The following is a 17,437-nucleotide window of genomic DNA, read 5'->3' on the forward strand; positions in this document are numbered from 1 at the left end:
GCCGGCGGTCCGTCGGCGGCGGGGGCCGTCATCACGAGCGTGCCCGCGTCAGGTGCCCAGCGCCCCGAGCACCACGGACCTGGCCTCCTCCTGGACCTGGCGCAGGTGGTCCGCGCCGAGGAAGGACTCCCCGTAGATCTTGTAGACGTCCTCCGTGCCCGAGGGCCGGGCCGCGAACCAGGCGTTGGCGGTGGCGACCTTGATGCCGCCGAGGGCGGCGCCGTTGCCGGGGGCCTCGGTGAGGACCGTGGTGACCGGCTCGCCGGCGAGGGTGTCGGCGGTGACCTGGGCCGGGGACAGCTTGGCGAGCAGTGCCTTCTCCTCGCGGGAGGCCGGGGCGTCGACGCGTGCGTAGGCGGGGGCGCCGAAACGGTCGGTGAGCCGCGCGTAGTGCTGCGAGGGCGTGCTGCCGGTGACGGCCGTGATCTCGGAGGCGAGCAGGGCCAGGATGATGCCGTCCTTGTCGGTGGTCCACACCGAGCCGTCGCGGCGCAGGAAGGACGCGCCCGCCGACTCCTCGCCGCCGAAGCCGAGCGTGCCGCCGGACAGGCCGTCCACGAACCACTTGAACCCGACCGGGACCTCGATCAGCTGCCGGCCGAGGTCCGCCGCGACCCGGTCGATCATGCTGGACGACACCAGGGTCTTGCCGATCCCGGCGTCCGCGGGCCACTGCTCCCGGTGCGAGAAGAGGTAGGAGATCGCCACGGCCAGGTAGTGGTTGGGGTTCATCAGGCCGCCGTCCGGCGTGACGATGCCGTGCCGGTCGGCGTCGGCGTCGTTGCCCGTGGCGATGTCGAACCGGTCGCGCTGCTCGATGAGCGAGGCCATGGCGTACGGCGAGGAGCAGTCCATACGGATCTTGCCGTCCCAGTCCAGCGTCATGAAGCGCCAGGTGGGGTCGGTGAGCGGGTTCACCACCGTCAGGTCGAGCCGGTGCTCCTCGGCGATCCGGCCCCAGTAGGCGACGGAGGCGCCGCCGAGCGGGTCGGCGCCGATCCGTACACCGGCGGACCGGATGGCGTCGAGGTCCAGCACGTTCGGCAGGTCGGCGACGTAGGTGCCGAGGAAGTCGTGGCGGCCGGTGCCGGAAGCGGCCAGGGCGCGGGCGTACGGGATGCGCCGTACGTCCTTCATGCCGCCCGTGATGATCTGGTTGGCGCGGTCCTGGATCCAGGACGTGGCGTCCGAACCGGCGGGGCCGCCGCTCGGCGGGTTGTACTTGAAGCCGCCATCGGCCGGCGGGTTGTGCGAGGGGGTGACCACCACACCGTCGGCGAGGCCGGAGGTACGGCCGCGGTTGTGGGTGAGGATCGCGTGCGACACGGCCGGGGTGGGCGTGTAGCCGTCGGCCTGGTCGACGAGGACGGTCACGTCGTTGGCGGCGAAGACCTCCAGCGCCGTGATCCGCGCGGGCTCCGACAGGGCGTGGGTGTCGGCGCCCAGGAAGAGGGGCCCGTCGGTGCCCTGGGCGGCGCGGTACTCGCAGATGGCCTGGCTGGTGGCCGCGATGTGGTCCTCGTTGAACGCCGCCGCGAGGGAGGAGCCGCGGTGTCCCGAGGTGCCGAACGCCACCCGCTGACCCGGTTCGGCCGGGTCGGGGTGCAGCGCGTAGTACGCCGTTACCAGGCGGGCCACATCGACGAGGTCCTCGGGCCCGGCGACCTGTCCCGCTCGCGCGTCCTGCATCTACCCGCTCCTCCGAAAGAGTCGACCATCTGGGTACAGCCTTCATTCTCCCTGCCCGGTCGGCCGGGACGCACACCAGGCCGTCGATGTGAGACATGTCCGGCGGGCGCGGCAGCGGGCGCGGGCCCGGACGAACTCGTGTTTCCGGTACGTCCTGCGCGTGGCCGCCGTGCCCCGTCACGGTCCACCCCGACACGGACCGGCCCGTCCTGCTCGGCCACCTCGCGGAGAACGAGCAGGAGTGGCGTGCCCTGCTCCAGCGCGCGTCGCGTACGAAAGGCCGAGCGCATCGGCGTCCCGGTCGACCCGGGGCACCTCCCCCCGACCGCGATCCGGGACACGGCCGGCCGACGGGAGCGTGTGCTGATCCTGGTCCCCCACGCCGGGTCGCAGGGTAAGACCTGCTGCTCGCGTGGGCGTGAGCGCGCGCTGCCCGTCCCCGACGCGTCGCTCGACACGATGTCGACCGTCCCGGCGAACCGCTTCCGCGGTGCCGTGACCATCGGCCGCCCGCAGCGGCGCGGTGCGTCATCGGGGATCGTGGCGGACCGGATGTGAGCGGCCGGCGGCGTTCCGGCATCGTCCGGCCTCCCGGGGCGTCTGCCCCGCCCGGCTGTCCTACGGTCGTACTACGACGGCCGCCGCCGGCCCTGGTGCCTGTGACGTGCTCGTGATCACGTGGAGGAGTTTCGGCTCCCGATGCCGGTTCGCGGACTCCTTCCGCATACGCTGCGGAGAGCCGCGGGGTGCCCGCGCCTCGGGGCCTCGGGGATCCGGCTCCTCCGGACGTGCTCGGAGTACGGCCGGACGTGACGGAGCCGGGTTCGCGCGGAACGACGAGGCCGCCGGACGGTCGGGGAGTTGAGGACCATGGCAGAGCCGGAGCAGACGGAATCCGACGGGGAACGGCGCCCGGCGGCAGCTGCCGCCGCGCTCACCAGGGCGCTGGCGGCCATGGGGACCGGAGCCTACGTCGTGGACGAGCAGGGCCGCGTGATCGGGGTCAACGCCCGCGCCGAACAGCTGCTGGCCCGGCCCGCCGGGGACATGCTCGGCCGGGACGCGCACGACCTGCTGCACCGGGACGCGCACGGCCAGCCCCTGCCCAGGACGCGGTGCGGCATGCGTCAGGCCTTCCACGCCGGGCGGACCGCCCAGGGCGAGGAGGATTTCTTCGCACGCGGGGACGGCTCCCTGCTGCCCATCTCGTGGCTGATCACCCCGTACGACGTCGGGGACGACGAGCACGGCACGCTCGTCCTCTTCCACGCCCGGCGCCCGCAGGAGGCCGAGCCGTACCCCGAGCCGACGGCGAGGCCGCTGCCGGAACTGGAACGGCTCGCGCTGCTGGCCGAGACCACCACTCAGCTGACCTCCACCCTCGATGTCGAGGAGGCGCTGCACCGGCTGGTGTCGCTGGTGGTGCCCCGGCTGGCGGACTGGGCCGTCATCGATCTGATCACCGATCGTGACGAGGTGTGGCGCGCCGCCGTCGTCCACGCGGACGGCGACACACTGGTGCGTCACGAGGAACTCCAGGGGCCGATGCCTCCGGTCCCGGCACTGTCCCCGATGCCCCTGTCCAGCGCCCTGCGCGGGGTCGCGTCCACCCTGGCCGGCCCGGAGACCTACCAGCGGGACCCGGACTCAGGCATCGCGGTCGAACAGCGCCGTCTGTTCGAGGCCACCGGCATCCGCTCCGCGGCCATCGCCCCCATCCGCAGCACGCGTGAGGTCCTGGGGGCGCTCACCCTGGGCCGCGCCGAGGAACCGAGGGACTTCACCACCGCCGATCTCCCGCTGCTCGAGGACATCGCCCGCCGCGCCGGCCTGGCCCTGGACAACGCCCGCCTCTACCAGCGTCAGCGCAAGGTCGCCGAGACCATGCAGAATCATCTGCTGCCCCAGATGCCGCACGTGCCCCGCCTGCAGATGACGGCCCGCTACCTGCCGGCACCCGACGCCTCACAGGTCGGCGGCGACTGGTACGACGTCTTCACCCTGTCCGACCACGCCACCGCGCTGGCCGTCGGGGACGTCGCCGGCCACGACCTGGAGGCCGCGGCCGGCATGGCGCAGGTGCGCAACATGCTCCGCGCCTACGCCTGGTCCCAGCAGGAGCCCCCCAGCCGGATCGTCGAACGGCTCGACGAGGCGGTCATGCACATCACCGACGTCAGCATGGCCACCATGATCTTCGCCCGGATCGAGGAGGCGGACGACGGCCACTGGGAACTGACCTGGACCAACGCCGGCCACCCGCCGCCCCTGCTGATCAGCCACGACGGCCTGGCCGACTACCTCACCGACGGCCACGGCCTGCTCCTCGGCACCGGAGTCCGTGCGACCCGCGCCGACGCGACCGCCCTGCTGCCGCCCGGATCGACCCTCCTGCTGTACACCGACGGCCTGATCGAGGAAGCCGGCCACATCCTCGACGAGGGCCTGCACCGGCTCCGCCGGCACGCCGCGGCCCTCGCCCACCGCCCCCTGGCCTCCCTCACCGACCAGCTCCTGCGCCGGGTCCGCCCCGTCGCCAACGACGACGACGTCGCCCTCCTCGCCCTGCGGACACCCGCCCGGCCGTGCCCCGGACCGGAGGCTTCCCGGCGCCGGCCGGTGTGAGTCCTCCCCGACTCCCACCGAACCCGTCCCGTCGGTCCGGCCCGCAGCCGCGGACGGTGCAGGGCGTGGCACACCCCCATGGAGTCCGGCGCCGGGCGGTTGCTGTTACCCGCGTCACGAGGTGTGGTGCCCACCCGGCGGTCACCTTCGCCCCGGGACGGCATCCGAGGCAGGCCGGCCGCCGCCGTCCGGGAAAATGGTTGCCTGAACGAACCAAGGAGCCCCGAAAGGTCCTCATGCCTCACCTCACCATCGACTACTCCGTGCAGCTGGCCGACGTCCTCGACCGCGCGGCCCTCGTCAGGGAGCTGCACCCGCTCGTCCTCGAGCGGAGCGGTTCCACGGGCGTGTGCAAGACGTTCCTGCGTCCGGCCGAGACGTACGTCGGTGACGGTGCGCACGGAGGGAGCGCCTTCGTGCATGTGGAGGTCGGCCTCAGACCGGGCCGTTCCGAGACACTGAAGGCGCACCTGGCCGAGGACATCCTGCACCTGGTCGACAAGCACCTGCGGGCGGGCGGTGCGGACGGGGTGGTCCTCTCGGCGGAGATACGGGAGCTGGCGGGCTCCTACCGCCTGGCTCGGCCCGAGGGGCGGCCGGGTGCCTGCTCGCATCCGCCGAACGGATAGGCGGCGCGTCCGAGCTCGCCCCGGACCAGGCGCTCGGGAGCTCGGGTTCACGCGATGATCACCCGCGAGGACTGGAGGGCCGGCCGCATCGACCACGCCCTGGGTTTCGGCACCCCGGACAACAGCAGCGAGCACGTGTACCCGGCGGTCAGGAGCGACGGCGATGAACGGGGCCGCTGGCGCGCGGAGCAGTTCATCTGGCTGGACCGTGCGTACGACGTCGACGCCGACACCTCGCTCCTGCCGTACGAGCGGATGGTCACGAAGGCACTGCAGGAGTACGGCGCGTTCAACGTCGAGAACGCCGGGGAGTTCAGCTTCGCGTCCGAGTACGGATCGAAGCGCCCGGGCAGCGACGGCGACGCCTACGCGCCCCTCTCCCACATCGAGTTCGCGAAGTACCTGCGAGTCGGGACGGTCACGGCCGGGGCGTGATCACGAGCACCGGGGCGCCGGGCCCGGTCAGGCCGGGGGCGCGTCGCCGCAGGCGCGCAGCGCGGCCCACGTTGCGTGGCCGACGATCCCGTCGGCGTGGAGGCCGTGGTCGCGCTGGGACCGCGCGAGGACGCCGCCGAGTCCGACATCGTGGATCCCGTTCTCGGGTACGTCGTAGCCGCAGCGGCGCAGCAGGCACCGGACCTCCCGCACGGGCTTCCCGACGGCGCCGACGGGGATCGGCGCGTTGCCGAGGTAGTGGCCGCACCCGGTGGACCGGCCGTCACCCGGTGCCGACGACACGGCGACCGGTGACGCACCGGGCACCGGGACGGCGGACGCCTGTGCGGTGCCGGCCGCCGCGGTGAGCACGGCCAGAACCGAGAGGGTGGGCGTTATGACCCGTGTGAGAGCGCGACGGCCGGGTGACGCGGACGTGGTGAGCACAGCGTTCCCTTCCGGACGTTGTTCGGCGCCTTGAGCGGAGCCGAGTGAGCCGAGCGAGCCGAGCCGAGCGAGCGGAGTCAGGTGATGCGGGCCGTCCAGGCGGCCTGCCAGGTGGCCGGTCCGACGATTCCGTCGGCGGTGAGGCCCTTCTCCTTCTGGAAGGCGAGACACACCTCCCGGGAGCGGCTGCCGTAGACACCGTCGGCGTCGAGGGACCAGCCTCGTACGCGCATGCGGGTCTGCCAGGTGGTCACCGCGGGGTGCCGGGTGAACGGCGGGTAGGTGAACAGCACGCCGGGCCAGGGAGGGGCGTCGAGGTGGGAGGTGTCGCCGTCCGCGGGCGCGGTGACCGGGGCCCGCCAGGCCGCCTGCCAGGTCTCCGGTCCCACCACGCCGTCCACGGTGAGGCCCTTCTCCTGCTGGAAGGCGAGGCACACCCGACGCGACCGCTCCCCGTACGCGCCGTCCACGCCGATCGTCCAGCCGCGGGTGCGCATCTGCTGCTGCCACGTCCTCGCGCTCCAGTGCACGGTGACGGGCGGGTACTGCAGCAGGACCCCCGGCCACGGGATCTCCTGCCCGGGAGGCGGCGGATCCTGCGGGTCGGGAGCGGTACCGGGTTCGAACCGTCCGCTTCGCACGTACGCGTACAGCGCGCCCGGGCATTCCGTGGCGGTGAGGTCGCGGTGCCCGACGACGGCGGCTCCGGCCCCGCCCAGTGAGCGCATGCCGGCGACGGCGGTACGGATGGCCTCGGTCAGGTCCGTGGTGATCGGGTCGTACGTGCTCGACGTCCCGCCGGTCAGGGCGCACACGGCGTAGAAGCGGTCGTTGGCGTCCGTCGTGCCGTTGGCGCCGGTCCTGACACCGTAGCCACGGCCCTCGAACAGATAGCCGTGGGAACACGCCAGGAAGGAGTAGGCGATGTCGTCGTACTCCCCGTTCATGTGGGTGTTCTGCACACTGCGCACGAGGGACGAGCACTGGGCGTGGTCCGTGATGGCCAGCGGGCTCCCGCCGATATGGTGCACGGCCACACCGCCGTCACCGGGCCGTATGTCGTGGGAGACCTTCTTCGGTGCTCTGGCGCCCCAGGCCGCACGGGTGATGAGCCGGGACGCCGTCACAGCTCACCCCCTGAGGTGCAGTGGACCCAGCCGTTGAGCGGCTCCCGCGACACGCCGAGCGCGTACCAGTGGTCGGAGACCGTGGGGATGAGGGCGTCCGGGTCGGCGGGGCTGAGCATGGGGCGTGACTCGGCCGGGGCCGCCACGGCGGCCGTGGCCGGCGGGCCACCCCTGAGGGAGAGAGCGGCGACGGCGGCTGCCGAGCCGACCGCCAGGAGGACGTCTCTGCGCGTGAGGTGCATGTGTCTCCTCGAGAACTCGCCGTGCCCGGTGCGCGGTGGCGGTACGGGGGAGCCGTGTGGTGTGGATGGGCGATGGGTCCGGCTGGGGCTGGGCGTCCGACGTCCGGACCACCGGCACGTGGCATTCCCCTGGTGCGACAGGCATGCCCTGCTCCGTTGCCCGGACGTCGGGTTGTTCGGTGCGCTCTTCGGCGGTCCCGTCAACGGTGCCTGCGCGGACACGGCCACAGGAGCCGCACCACCTCATTGCGTCAGCCGTTGCGGGACGGCGTCGGTCCTAGCAGGAGACGTAGCCGGTGAAGTCGGCGAAAGCGGTCCTCGTGTCCGGCCCGGCGATCCCGTCAGTGGCGACGCCCAGGAAGTTCTGCAGCGCCTTGATGGTTTCGGGACCGACTATGCCGTCCACGGTGAGTGCCCGGTTGACGTACAGGTCGTAGTAGTTGAAGAACCTCTGGGCTGCCTTCCAGCTGTTGGTTCCCAGCTGTCCGTCGATCGTGCCGGGGTTGAAGTCGTACGAACGCAGGAAGCACTGCCAGCGCTTGGCCTGCGACACGCTCAGGCCGAGATTGTTGACTGCGAGGACGGTCGGGTCCTGGCTGCTCACCGCGGGAGCGGCCGCCGGCCGGGGTGCCGCGAAGCCGGCGCTCGCGCCCGCCAGGCTTCCGGCGGCGATCCCGATGACGGCAGTCGCGCTGACGAGCGTCCTCGTGAAAGCAGGTCGCATCTCTCTTCGTCCCCTCGTTAGGAAGCGGTCGCCGCCCGGAGCGGTGTTCCCGGGCGGCCTCTCAGCCGTGCCAGATCAGCGTGCCGTCGGGCCACGGACCTGTCATTGGCGCTCGGCGCCATCGGCTTGGCGCTCAGTGACAGCGGCCTCGGGGGACCGACGGCAAGCGGTGTGGCGCGAGGTTTTCGTGTCACCGCAAACGATGGAACCGGGCCCGTCACCTCCCCTACACAAGGAGCGACGGATGAGGTCATCGAGCAGACGGGGGACACCATGAGCCCCTGCACCATCCGGCCCGTGAGGATGGTGGCAGCGCCGACCGGCCAGGCAGATCGGACATCGTTACGGCGAGGCGTGAGGATGTGCTCAATGCTGGAGAAGATCTACGACAGTCGGGACCTGCCGGTGTCGGACCGGGAGGAGGCGTGGCGTGCCGTCACGGCAAGTGTGCTGGCGGTCGATGTGAGCGTGGGCGGCGCGACCGAGTTCGAGGCGTCGCTGCGCGCCGCCGGCCTGGGTGAGGTCCAGGTGACCGCCCAGACCCACACGTCCCTGACGTCACGACCGCGACCGGGCCGGCAGTCCGCCCCCGAGACGTACGCCGTGGCGCTCGTACTGCGCGGTCGGCAGGGCATCTCGCAGAACGGCAGGGAAGCGTCGCTGGGGGCGGGCGATCTGGTGCTGTTCTCCGCGTCCCGTCCGCGCGAGGCCGTGGTGGAGGCCCGGCGGGAACCGGCGGCCTCCGTGCTGGTGCGGGTCCCGCGATCCGTGCTGCCGCTGCCGCCGGACCGCGTGAACCGGCTACTGGCCGTCCGTATGTCGGGACGAGAAGGCGTCGGGTGTCTGCTCGCCGGCTTCCTCACGCACCTGACCGCCGACAGCACCTCCTGCCGGCCCGCCGACGGCCAGAGACTGGGCGGCGTGCTCGTCGACCTGATCACCGCATGGCTGGCCCACCACCTCGACGCCCAGGACCAGGTACCCGAGCACAGCCGCCGGCGCGCGCAGTTCCTGGAGATCCAGCACTTCATCCACCGCCACCTGGACGACGACGAGCTCTCGCCCGCCGACGTGGCCGCCGCCCACCACATCTCGCTGCGCACACTGCACCGTCTCTTCCACGCCCACGCCCACGGCGCCACGGTCGCCTCCTACATCCGCCACCAGCGCCTCACCCGCGTCCGCCGGGACCTCGCCGACCCGCACATGGCCGCGCGCCCCGTGCACGCGATAGCCGCCCGCTGGGGTTTCCCCCAGCCCGCCGACTTCACCCGCGTCTTCCGCACCGCCTACGGCATGCCGCCCGGCGAGTACCGGCGGCTGTGTCTGCGCGGTGCCGTCGGCGCACCGTCCTGACGGGCCGGCGACGGACCCGGCGTCCCGTTCCGGGCGCGACAGGGGACGGAGACCTCTCTTCTTCACGTCCGGGCCACCCCGGCGACGGCTCGTGGCCAGGGACGGACGCTGGTATTCCGGCCATGACGTCTGCAACGGACCATGCCGAACCGTCCCGACCGAACCGCCGGCGCTTCCTCGGTGGCATCGGCGCCGTCGCCGGGCTGGCGGCCGCGGGCCAGGTGCCCCTCGAAGGCACCGCCCTCGCGGCGCCGCGTCTGCGCGGGGGCGTGTACCCGTTCACGCTCGGCGTCGCCTCGGGCGACCCGACGTCCGACGGCGTGGTGCTGTGGACCCGGCTGGCGCCCGATCCGTTCAGCCCCGACGGCGGCATGCCGAGCCGCCCCGTACCGGTCGACTGGCAGGTAGCACTGGACGCGGGCATGAGGCGGATCGTCAGGCGGGGCACGGTGCCGGCCCTCCCCGGCCTGGCGCACACGGTGCACGTGGAGGTCGAGGGCCTCGCGGCGGACCGGGAGTACCACTACCGCTTCCGCTACCGCGGCGACGTCTCCGAGGTCGGCCGCACCCGCACCGCGCCGCGCGCGGACAGCGTGCCGGGGGCGCTGCGCTTCGCCTACGCCTCCTGCCAGGAGTGGTCGCACGGCTTCTACTCGGCGTACCGCAGCATGGCCGAGGAGGACCTCGACCTCGTCATCCACCTCGGCGACTACGTGTACGAGGGCGGAGTGCCCGCCGACGGCGGACTGCGCGGCACGGCGACCCCGGACGTGCTGCGCGAGGCGCCGCGTGACCTCGACCGCTGGCGGATGCAGTACGCGCTGTACAAGTCCGACCCGGATCTGCGGCGCACCCACGCCCGCTTCCCGTGGCTGGTCACCTGGGACGACCACGAGGTGGTGAACGACTACGCCGGCGCGCACGGCGGCACGGACACCGCGAACCGCGTCGCGGCGTACCGGGCGTGGTACGAGCACCAGCCGGTACGCCGCCGCTCGCTGCCCCGTGCGGACGGCTCACTCACGCTGTACGGGCGGTCGGACTGGGGCCGTCTGGCCCGGCTGAACCTGCTGGACACGCGGCAGTACCGCAGTGCACCGCCGTGCGGCTGGGGCGAGGCGCCGGCGTGTGCGGCCGGGAACGACCCGGCGGCGGGCACCATGCTCGGGGCCACGCAGGAGAGGTGGCTGCTGAACGGGCTGAGCCGGTCGCCCGCGCGCTGGAACGTCATCGCCACGAGCGTGATGATGGCCCGTCTGGACCATGACGGTCCGACCGGCGACATCGTCTGGCACGACGCGTGGGACGGGTACCCGGCCTCGCGCAAGGCCATCACCGACACCTTCGTGTCGGCCCGGGTGCGCAACCCCGTCATGGTCGCCGGTGACTGGCACTCCACGTTCGTCAACGACATCAAGAGCGACTTCGACGACCCCGACTCGCCCGTCGTCGCCACGGAGTTCGTCGGCACCTCCGTCTCGACCAACGGCGACGACGAGGTCTACGGGCCGTACTACGGGCCCATGATGCGGTGGAACCCGCACGTCAAGTTCTTCGACGGCGACCGCCGCGGCTATGTGACCTGCACGGTGGACCGGCACCGGTGGCGCACCGACCTGCGGATGGTGCCCACGGTCAGCCGAGCGGACGCGCCCGCGGAGACGTTCGCCTCGTTCGTGGTGGAGGACGGGCGGCCGGGGGCCGTCGAGATCTGAGCGTCCACGGGAGCGCCCTTCGGTGGTGAAGGGCACCGGGGTGCCGGCGGGCGCCGGACGGCGGAGGTGGCCCGCCACCGTTCGCGGACGCAACCCACCCCGTCCCGTCCCGTCTCGACCCGCCCCGTCCCGGTGATCACCCCCCACCCGTCACGACGACTCCCGCACCACCAGCTCCGTCGGCAGGGTCACCTGCCGCCGCTCCGCACCGTGGCGTGTGATGTCGAGCAGGATGCGGGCCATCGTCCGGCCCTGTTCCTCGACCGGCTGGCGCACCGTGGTCAGGGGCGGGTCGGTGTGGCGGGCGAGGACGGAGTCCTCGAAACCGACGACGGCGACGTCGTCCGGCACCCGCCGGTTCCGGCGGCGCAGTTCCGCCAGGGCGCCGACGGCCATGAGGTCCGAGGCGGCGAAGACGGCGTCCAGATGCGGTGCGCGTTCAAGTAGCGAACGCATCGCCCTGCGACCGCCCTCCTCGGTGAAGTCCCCGGCCTCGACCAGGTTCCCGTCCGCCGGCACACCCGCCTCGCGGTGGGCGCCGCGCCAGCCCGCGAGGCGGCTGCGGCCGACGTCCATGTCGAGCGCTCCGGTGATGGTGGCGACCTGGCGGCGGCCCCTCTCCAGCAGGTGCCGGACGGCCGCGGTGGCGCCCCCGGCGTTGTCGGAGTCGACGTAGGCGAGCCGCTCCCGTGCGTCGCGGCGGCCGGCCAGCACGGTGGGCAGCCCCAGCTCCTCCAGCATGCCGGGCAGCCGGTCGTGCGCGTGGACGGAGACCAGCAGCACGCCGTCGACCCGGCGGGTCGCCACCGTCGCGGCCAGCTGCTCCCTCTCGAACCGGTCGCGCACCAGCGTCAGTTGGAGCTGGGTGCGGGTCTCGGCGAGCACGGCGCTCACCCCGCGGATCAGGGCGGCGAAGAACGGCTCCGAGCCGAGCCGGCTCTCGGACTCGGGTATCACCAGGGCCACCGCGTCGGTGCGGCTGGTGACCAGGCCGCGGGCCACGGAGTTGGGGACGTAGTTCAGCTCCTTGATCGCCGCCAGCACCCGCGCCCGGGCGTCGGCGCTGACGAGCTCCGAGCCGTTGATGACGCGGGACACCGTGGTCCGTCCCACTCCGGCGCGGGCGGCGACGGTTTTGATCGTGGGGTGGCCGTTCCCTGCCATGCGTTACCTCCCGGCGGCACCCGCGGCGGCGCCGCCGCGGACGTGACCAGCGGTAATTGTGGCAGACAGCGTGTGGCGGCACCGCCTTTCCGGAGTCATGAAGCGAACGCCGGGCGCCCGGTTCGGCAACGAAACGTTTTCAAGTCATTGACATGGCAGGTCGCTTGGCACGAGTCTTCCAACCGCCGGGTGGGAGCGCTCCCGCCGGTTGATGGGCACGTTCCCATCCGTCGATGGGTACGTTCCCAGAGCTTCTCGTGTCGCCCAGCCATCCCGCACATGCCCCGCCACTCCGGTGCGTCAGCGCCGTCGCTTGGAGGAAGACACCATGAGCACTCTGCACGGATCAGCGCACAGGAGAGCGGTCGCGGTCGTCGCGGCGGCCGGTGCGCTCGCGCTCGTCGTTGGCTGCGGAGGCAGCGACGAATCGGTGACGGGCGGCGGCAAGAAGGACGGCAAGGTCACCATCACCATGGGCATGTACGGGGTGATGGGCTTCGAGGAGACGGGACTCCTGGAGCAGTACGAGAAGGAGAACCCGGACGTCGACATCCAGGCCGAGGTGGCCGGTGACGAACAGACGTACTACACCGCGCTGCAGACCCGGCTGGCCGGGGGCAAGGGCCTGAAGGACATCCAGGGCATCGAGATCGGCCGGGCCAAGGAGATCGTCGACACCCGGGCCGACACGTTCGCGGACTTCGCGGACGTGGCGGACACCGACCACTTCCTGCCGTGGAAGCAGAGCCAGATCACCACCGAGGACGGCAAGGTGCTGGGCCTCGGCACCGACATCGGCCCGATGGCCGTCTGCTACCGCAAGGACTACTTCGAACAGGCCGGACTGCCCACCGACCGCGAGGAGGTCGCCAAGCTGTGGGAGGGCGACTGGACGAAGTACGTCGAGGCCGGCCGCACCTTCAAGAAGAACTTCAAGGGCGATGACGTGGCGTACATGGACGCGGCCAGCGGTCTGTTCAACGCCATGGTCTACGGCTACCCCGAGCAGTACTACAACGCCGAGGGCGAGCTGATCCACGACAGCAACCCGGCCGTCAAGGAGGCCTGGAACCTCGCCGCCGACGCCGCCGAGGACGGTCTGTCCGCCAAACTCCGTCAGTTCCAGCCCGGCTGGGACCCCGGCCTGGCCAACGGCACGTTCGCCACGGCCGTCTGCCCGGCCTGGATGCTCGCCCACATCAGCGAGAAGGCCGGCGAGGCGAACAAGGGCAAGTGGGACATCGCCAAGGCCCCCAAGGGCGCCAACTGGGGCGGCTCGTTCTTCGGCGTGATCGAGAAGAGCCCGGTGAAGGAGGAGGCCAAGAAGCTCGTCGCCTGGCTGACCGCGCCCGAACAGCAGGCGCACATCTTCAAGGAACTGGGCGCCGTCCCGTCCTCGCAGCAGGCGCTGGAGCTGCCCGAGGTCAAGAACCTCACCTCCGAGTACTTCGACGACGCCCCGATCGGCCAGATCTTCGGCGAGGCCGCCCAGGAGATCCCGGACGGGCAGGTCCTCGGCCGCAAGGACGGCACGATCAAGGACACCATCTCCCAGGGTCTGACCCTGATCGAACAGCAGGGCACCGCACGCGACGAGGCCTGGGAGACCACCGTGGAGCGCATCGAGAAGGCGGTCGGCTGACCCGTCGCCGTCCCGGCCGTCCGGGTCCGCCCGCACCTCGCCGGCGGGCCCGGGCGGCCGCCTCACCCCTGAGGCTCACATCTGAAGCTCGCAGGAAGGAAGTCCGGTGGCCACCTCCACCACCAACGCCCGGGCCGGCGCGGGGCGTCCGGGACCGTCCCGCAGGCCGGACGGCGACGGCACGGGCCGGCGGCGCGGCGCGCTGCTGCACCGGCTGGACGTCAAGGGCGCGCCGTACACGTTCGTCGCACCGTTCTTCGTCGTGTTCGCCGCGTTCAGCGCCTACCCCCTCCTCTACACCTCCTGGATCTCCCTGCACCGCGTGGAGCTGGCCACCCTCGACATCATGGAGTGGGTGGCGTTCGACAACTACGTCGAGCTGTGGAACGACGCCCGGTTCTGGAACGCGTTGACGAACACCATCACGATCGGCGTCATCTCCACGGTGCCGCAGCTGCTGATGGCGCTCGGCCTCGCCCACCTGCTCAACTACCGGATGCGCGGCTCGCTCTTCTTCCGCATCGCCTCGCTCGTCCCCTACGCCACCTCGGTCGGCGCCGCCGCCCTCGTGTTCACCATGCTCTTCGAACGCGACTTCGGCATGATCAACTGGGCGCTCGGTCTGGTCGGCATGGACCCGGTGGACTGGGAGGCCGACAAGTGGCCCGCCCAGCTCGCCATCTCGACCATCGTCATCTGGCGCTGGACCGGCTACAACGCGCTGCTCTACCTCGCCGCCATGCAGGCCATCCCCGCCGACCGCTACGAGGCCGCCGCCATCGACGGCGCCTCCCGCTGGAAGCAGTTCACGCACGTCACCGTGCCGGGAATCCGCTCCACCATCGTCTTCACCATCGTGCTGTCCACCATCGGCGCGACGCAACTGTTCGGCGAGCCGCTGATCTTCGGCCAGGGACCCAACGGTGTGACGGGCGGCGCGGACAACCAGTACCAGACGCTGGGCCTGCTGCTGTACGAGGAGGGCTGGAAGAACTACCAGATGGGCCGCTCGGCGACCGTCGCCTGGGCGATGTTCCTGCTGCTCGTCCTCGCCTTCGTGGCGCAGCGCCTGATCAGGCGCCTGCGGTCCCGCGGTTCCGTCCAGTCCTGACCGGTCCCGACCGACCAGCCGACCAGGAGTCCCCATGACCACAGACAGCCTCCCGGTCCGGACGGACGCACCGGACCGGACCGCCCCGAAGAAGACCTCCCCCGGTGGCCGCCGGACCCGCGACGGCCGCCGGCTGCTGGCCCCGCGCGCCGGCCGCCAGCACCACGCGGGCCCGCTCGCCTACGTCCTGCTCGGCATCACGGCGCTGCTGTCGATCTTCCCGCTGTACTGGACGATGGTGGCGGCCTCGACCGACAACACCCGCGTCAGCCAGACGCCGCCGCCGTTCCTGCCCGGCCCCAACCTGTTCAGCAACCTCGCCCGCGCCTGGGACGAGGCGGCGATGGGCAAGGCCATGGTCAACAGCCTGATCGTGGCCGGTGTCATCGCGCTGTCCACGGTGATGTTCGCGACGCTGGCCGGGTTCGCCTTCGCCAAGCTGCGCTTCAAGGGCCGCAACGTGCTGCTCATGCTGGTGATCGGCACCATGATGGTGCCGCCGCAGCTCGGCGTCGTACCGCTGTTCATGATGATGTCCGAACTGGGCTGGGCGCAGGAGCTGCCCGCCGTCATCTTCCCCACCCTGGTGAGCGCGGTCGGCGTGTTCTTCATGCGGCAGTACCTGTCGGAGGCGCTGCCGGACGAGCTGGTCGAGGCCGGCCGCGTGGACGGTGCGCACTCGCTGCGGATCTTCTGGAGCATCGTGCTGCCCGTGGCGCGCCCCGCGATGGCGGTCCTGTTCATGATCACCTTCGTGCACGCCTGGAACGACTTCTTCTGGCCGTTCGTCGTGCTCGACATGACCAACCCGACGGTGCCCGTCGCCCTCACCCAGCTCAGCGCCGGCTACGTCCGGGACCAGTCCCTGATCATGGCGGGCGCGCTCCTCGGCACGCTGCCGCTGCTCGCGATGTTCGTCGTCTTCGGCCGCCAGATCGTCAGCGGCATCATGGCGGGCGCGGTCAAGGGCTGACGCCGCCCGGCCACCCCGGCACTCCACCTCGGGATCACTTCGAAAGGACTCACGTGGTCACCGCACCGCACGCGCAGACCGCCTCCGCCCCGGACGCCTCCCGCACCTTCCCCGAGGACTTCCTCTGGGGCACCGCGACCGCCGCGTACCAGATCGAGGGGGCCGCCGCGGAGGACGGCCGCACACCGTCCATCTGGGACACCTACGCCCGCACCCCGGGCCGGGTCCGCAACGGCGACACCGGTGACATCGCCACCGACCACTACCACCGCTGGCGGGAGGACGTCGCCCTCATGGCCGACCTCGGCGTCGGCGCCTACCGGTTCTCCCTCGCCTGGCCGCGGATCCAGCCCACCGGCCGCGGCCCCGCCGTGCAGAAGGGGCTCGACTTCTACCGGCGGCTCGTCGACGAACTGCTGGAGAAGGGCATCCAGCCCGTCGCCACCCTCTACCACTGGGACCTGCCGCAGGAGTTGGAGGACGCGGGCGGCTGGCCGGAGCGCGCCACCGCCGAGCGGTTCGCCGCGTACGCGGCCCTGGCCGCCGACGCGCTCGGCGACCGGGTGAAGACCTGGACCACCCTCAACGAGCCCTGGTGCAGCGCCTTCCTCGGCTACGGCTCCGGCGCGCACGCCCCCGGCCGCACCGACCCGGTGGCCGCCCTGCGCGCCGCCCACCACCTCAACCTGGCCCACGGCCTGGCCGTCCAGGCGCTGCGCGACCGCATCCCCGCCGACGCGCGGTGCTCGGTCACCCTCAACATCCACCACGTGCGCCCGCTCACCGGCAGCGACGCCGACACCGACGCGGCCCGCCGCATCGACGCGCTGGCCAACCGGGTGTTCACCGGTCCGATGCTGCGCGGCGCCTACCCGGACGACCTCTTCGAGGACACCGCCGCGCTGACCGACTGGCATTACGTCCAGGACGGCGACCTCGAACTGATCAACCAGCCGCTGGACTTCCTCGGCGTCAACTACTACTCGCCCACCCTCGTCTCCCGGGCCGAGGACGGCGGCTCCCACACCTCCGACGGACACGGCGGCAGCACCCGCAGCCCGTGGCCGGCCGCCGACCGGGTCGCCTTCCACCAGCCCCCGGGCGACACCACCGCCATGGGCTGGGCCGTCGACCCGTCCGGCCTGTACGACCTGCTGCGGCGGCTGTCGTCCGACTTCCCGGAACTGCCGCTGGTCATCACGGAGAACGGCGCCGCGTTCGACGACTACGCCGACCCCGCCGGCCACGTCAACGACACCGCCCGCATCGCCTACCTGCACGGCCACCTGGCCGCCGTCCACCGGGCCCGCACGGACGGAGTGGACGTACGCGGATACTTCCTGTGGTCGCTGCTGGACAACTTCGAGTGGGCCCACGGCTACAGCAAGCGCTTCGGCCTCGTCTACGTGGACTACCCGACCGGCACCCGCATCCCCAAGGCCAGCGCCCGCTGGTACGCCGAGGTGGCCCGCACGGGCGTCCTGCGCGACGCCTGAGCTCCGTCGGGCCGGCGGGCCCAGTGCCTCCGGTGCGGCACCCCGTCACCGCCCCGCACGGT

Annotated in this window: 15 protein-coding genes and 1 pseudogene; 10 read left to right on the forward strand and 6 right to left on the reverse strand. The window is 72.0% G+C overall.

Translation table 11 applies throughout. From position 1 onward, the window contains the following. Window positions 1-48: 48 nt before the first annotated feature. A complete protein-coding gene (pgm, locus tag IEZ04_RS28795; protein ID WP_189219915.1) occupies window positions 49-1,689 on the reverse strand; it encodes a phosphoglucomutase (alpha-D-glucose-1,6-bisphosphate-dependent) in 1,641 nt (546 codons plus the stop codon). A gap of 158 nt (window positions 1,690-1,847) precedes the next feature. Between pgm and IEZ04_RS28800 the strand changes: the two are divergent. From IEZ04_RS28800 to IEZ04_RS28815, 4 genes and pseudogenes are all read left to right on the forward strand, one after another. After that, window positions 1,848-2,247, forward strand: a pseudogene (locus IEZ04_RS28800) (peptidase C39 family protein); the annotation flags it as partial. 312 nt (window positions 2,248-2,559) lie between these two features. Then, complete coding sequence (locus IEZ04_RS28805; RefSeq protein ID WP_189219917.1) at window positions 2,560-4,314, forward strand: SpoIIE family protein phosphatase; 1,755 nt, start codon at window positions 2,560-2,562, stop codon at window positions 4,312-4,314. A 236-nt stretch (window positions 4,315-4,550) separates the two neighbouring features. Continuing rightward, window positions 4,551-4,943, forward strand: coding sequence for a 5-carboxymethyl-2-hydroxymuconate Delta-isomerase (locus tag IEZ04_RS28810; RefSeq protein WP_189219918.1), 393 nt, complete (start codon window positions 4,551-4,553; stop codon window positions 4,941-4,943). Between the two features lie 54 nt (window positions 4,944-4,997). Then, complete coding sequence (locus tag IEZ04_RS28815) at window positions 4,998-5,378, forward strand: hypothetical protein (RefSeq protein ID WP_189219919.1); 381 nt, start codon at window positions 4,998-5,000, stop codon at window positions 5,376-5,378. Between the two features lie 27 nt (window positions 5,379-5,405). Here IEZ04_RS28815 and IEZ04_RS28820 read toward each other — a convergent pair whose 3' ends face one another. The 4 genes from IEZ04_RS28820 to IEZ04_RS28835 form a co-directional block, all read right to left on the reverse strand. Beyond that, window positions 5,406-5,750 (reverse strand): peptidoglycan-binding domain-containing protein, encoded by a 345-nt coding sequence (locus IEZ04_RS28820; RefSeq protein WP_189219920.1) that lies wholly within the window; start codon window positions 5,748-5,750, stop codon window positions 5,406-5,408. 152 nt (window positions 5,751-5,902) lie between these two features. Continuing rightward, on the reverse strand, window positions 5,903-6,952 hold the full coding sequence (locus IEZ04_RS28825) for a peptidoglycan recognition protein family protein (protein ID WP_229821337.1): 1,050 nt from the start codon (window positions 6,950-6,952) through the stop codon (window positions 5,903-5,905). After that, window positions 6,949-7,194 carry a hypothetical protein gene (locus IEZ04_RS28830; protein WP_189219921.1) on the reverse strand — a complete coding sequence of 82 codons (246 nt, stop codon included), beginning with the start codon at window positions 7,192-7,194 and terminating at the stop codon, window positions 6,949-6,951. Before IEZ04_RS28830 ends, IEZ04_RS28825 begins: the two co-directional genes overlap by 4 nt. 277 nt (window positions 7,195-7,471) lie before the next feature. Further along, window positions 7,472-7,918, reverse strand: coding sequence for a peptidoglycan-binding domain-containing protein (locus IEZ04_RS28835; RefSeq protein WP_189219922.1), 447 nt, complete (start codon window positions 7,916-7,918; stop codon window positions 7,472-7,474). 369 nt (window positions 7,919-8,287) lie between these two features. Here IEZ04_RS28835 and IEZ04_RS28840 point away from each other — a divergent pair, with 369 nt between their 5' ends. Together IEZ04_RS28840 and IEZ04_RS28845 are read left to right on the forward strand one after the other, a co-directional pair. After that, the gene (locus IEZ04_RS28840; RefSeq protein WP_189219923.1) at window positions 8,288-9,274 is read left to right on the forward strand and encodes an AraC-like ligand-binding domain-containing protein; all 987 of its coding nucleotides are present in this window, start codon (window positions 8,288-8,290) and stop codon (window positions 9,272-9,274) included. A gap of 122 nt (window positions 9,275-9,396) precedes the next feature. Further along, window positions 9,397-10,989, forward strand: coding sequence for an alkaline phosphatase D family protein (locus tag IEZ04_RS28845; RefSeq protein WP_189219924.1), 1,593 nt, complete (start codon window positions 9,397-9,399; stop codon window positions 10,987-10,989). A gap of 150 nt (window positions 10,990-11,139) precedes the next feature. Here IEZ04_RS28845 and IEZ04_RS28850 read toward each other — a convergent pair whose 3' ends face one another. After that, the gene (locus IEZ04_RS28850; protein ID WP_189219925.1) at window positions 11,140-12,153 is read right to left on the reverse strand and encodes a LacI family DNA-binding transcriptional regulator; all 1,014 of its coding nucleotides are present in this window, start codon (window positions 12,151-12,153) and stop codon (window positions 11,140-11,142) included. Window positions 12,154-12,481: 328 nt separating this feature from the next. On the opposite strand from IEZ04_RS28850, the gene IEZ04_RS28855 reads away from it, so the two are divergent. The 4 genes from IEZ04_RS28855 (at window position 12,482) to IEZ04_RS28870 (ending at window position 17,375) form a co-directional block, all read left to right on the forward strand. After that, window positions 12,482-13,795 carry an ABC transporter substrate-binding protein gene (locus tag IEZ04_RS28855; protein WP_189219926.1) on the forward strand — a complete coding sequence of 438 codons (1,314 nt, stop codon included), beginning with the start codon at window positions 12,482-12,484 and terminating at the stop codon, window positions 13,793-13,795. 106 nt (window positions 13,796-13,901) lie between these two features. Continuing rightward, entirely contained in the window at window positions 13,902-14,906 is a 1,005-nt protein-coding gene (locus IEZ04_RS28860; protein ID WP_189219927.1) for a carbohydrate ABC transporter permease, read from the forward strand. 34 nt (window positions 14,907-14,940) lie between these two features. Then, window positions 14,941-15,879, forward strand: a complete 939-nt coding sequence (locus tag IEZ04_RS28865; RefSeq protein ID WP_189219928.1) for a carbohydrate ABC transporter permease — start codon at window positions 14,941-14,943, stop codon at window positions 15,877-15,879. A 53-nt stretch (window positions 15,880-15,932) separates the two neighbouring features. Continuing rightward, window positions 15,933-17,375 (forward strand): GH1 family beta-glucosidase, encoded by a 1,443-nt coding sequence (locus tag IEZ04_RS28870; protein ID WP_189219929.1) that lies wholly within the window; start codon window positions 15,933-15,935, stop codon window positions 17,373-17,375. Window positions 17,376-17,437 lie beyond the last annotated feature (62 nt).

It is taken from the genome of Streptomyces ruber, from assembly GCF_014648075.1.
GTDB lineage: Bacteria > Actinomycetota > Actinomycetes > Streptomycetales > Streptomycetaceae > Streptomyces > Streptomyces ruber.

Excerpts from the sequence above, each read along its gene's own strand:
- pgm (WP_189219915.1), bottom strand. The coding sequence starts at position 1,689 with ATGCAGGACGCGCGAGCGGGACAGGTCGCCGGGCCCGAGGACCTCGTC.
- IEZ04_RS28805 (WP_189219917.1), top strand. The coding sequence starts at position 2,560 with ATGGCAGAGCCGGAGCAGACGGAATCCGACGGGGAACGGCGCCCGGCG.
- IEZ04_RS28810 (WP_189219918.1), top strand. The coding sequence starts at position 4,551 with ATGCCTCACCTCACCATCGACTACTCCGTGCAGCTGGCCGACGTCCTC.
- IEZ04_RS28815 (WP_189219919.1), top strand. The coding sequence starts at position 4,998 with ATGATCACCCGCGAGGACTGGAGGGCCGGCCGCATCGACCACGCCCTG.
- IEZ04_RS28830 (WP_189219921.1), bottom strand. The coding sequence starts at position 7,194 with ATGCACCTCACGCGCAGAGACGTCCTCCTGGCGGTCGGCTCGGCAGCC.
- IEZ04_RS28835 (WP_189219922.1), bottom strand. The coding sequence starts at position 7,918 with ATGCGACCTGCTTTCACGAGGACGCTCGTCAGCGCGACTGCCGTCATC.
- IEZ04_RS28840 (WP_189219923.1), top strand. The coding sequence starts at position 8,288 with ATGCTGGAGAAGATCTACGACAGTCGGGACCTGCCGGTGTCGGACCGG.
- IEZ04_RS28845 (WP_189219924.1), top strand. The coding sequence starts at position 9,397 with ATGACGTCTGCAACGGACCATGCCGAACCGTCCCGACCGAACCGCCGG.
- IEZ04_RS28850 (WP_189219925.1), bottom strand. The coding sequence starts at position 12,153 with ATGGCAGGGAACGGCCACCCCACGATCAAAACCGTCGCCGCCCGCGCC.
- IEZ04_RS28855 (WP_189219926.1), top strand. The coding sequence starts at position 12,482 with ATGAGCACTCTGCACGGATCAGCGCACAGGAGAGCGGTCGCGGTCGTC.
- IEZ04_RS28865 (WP_189219928.1), top strand. The coding sequence starts at position 14,941 with ATGACCACAGACAGCCTCCCGGTCCGGACGGACGCACCGGACCGGACC.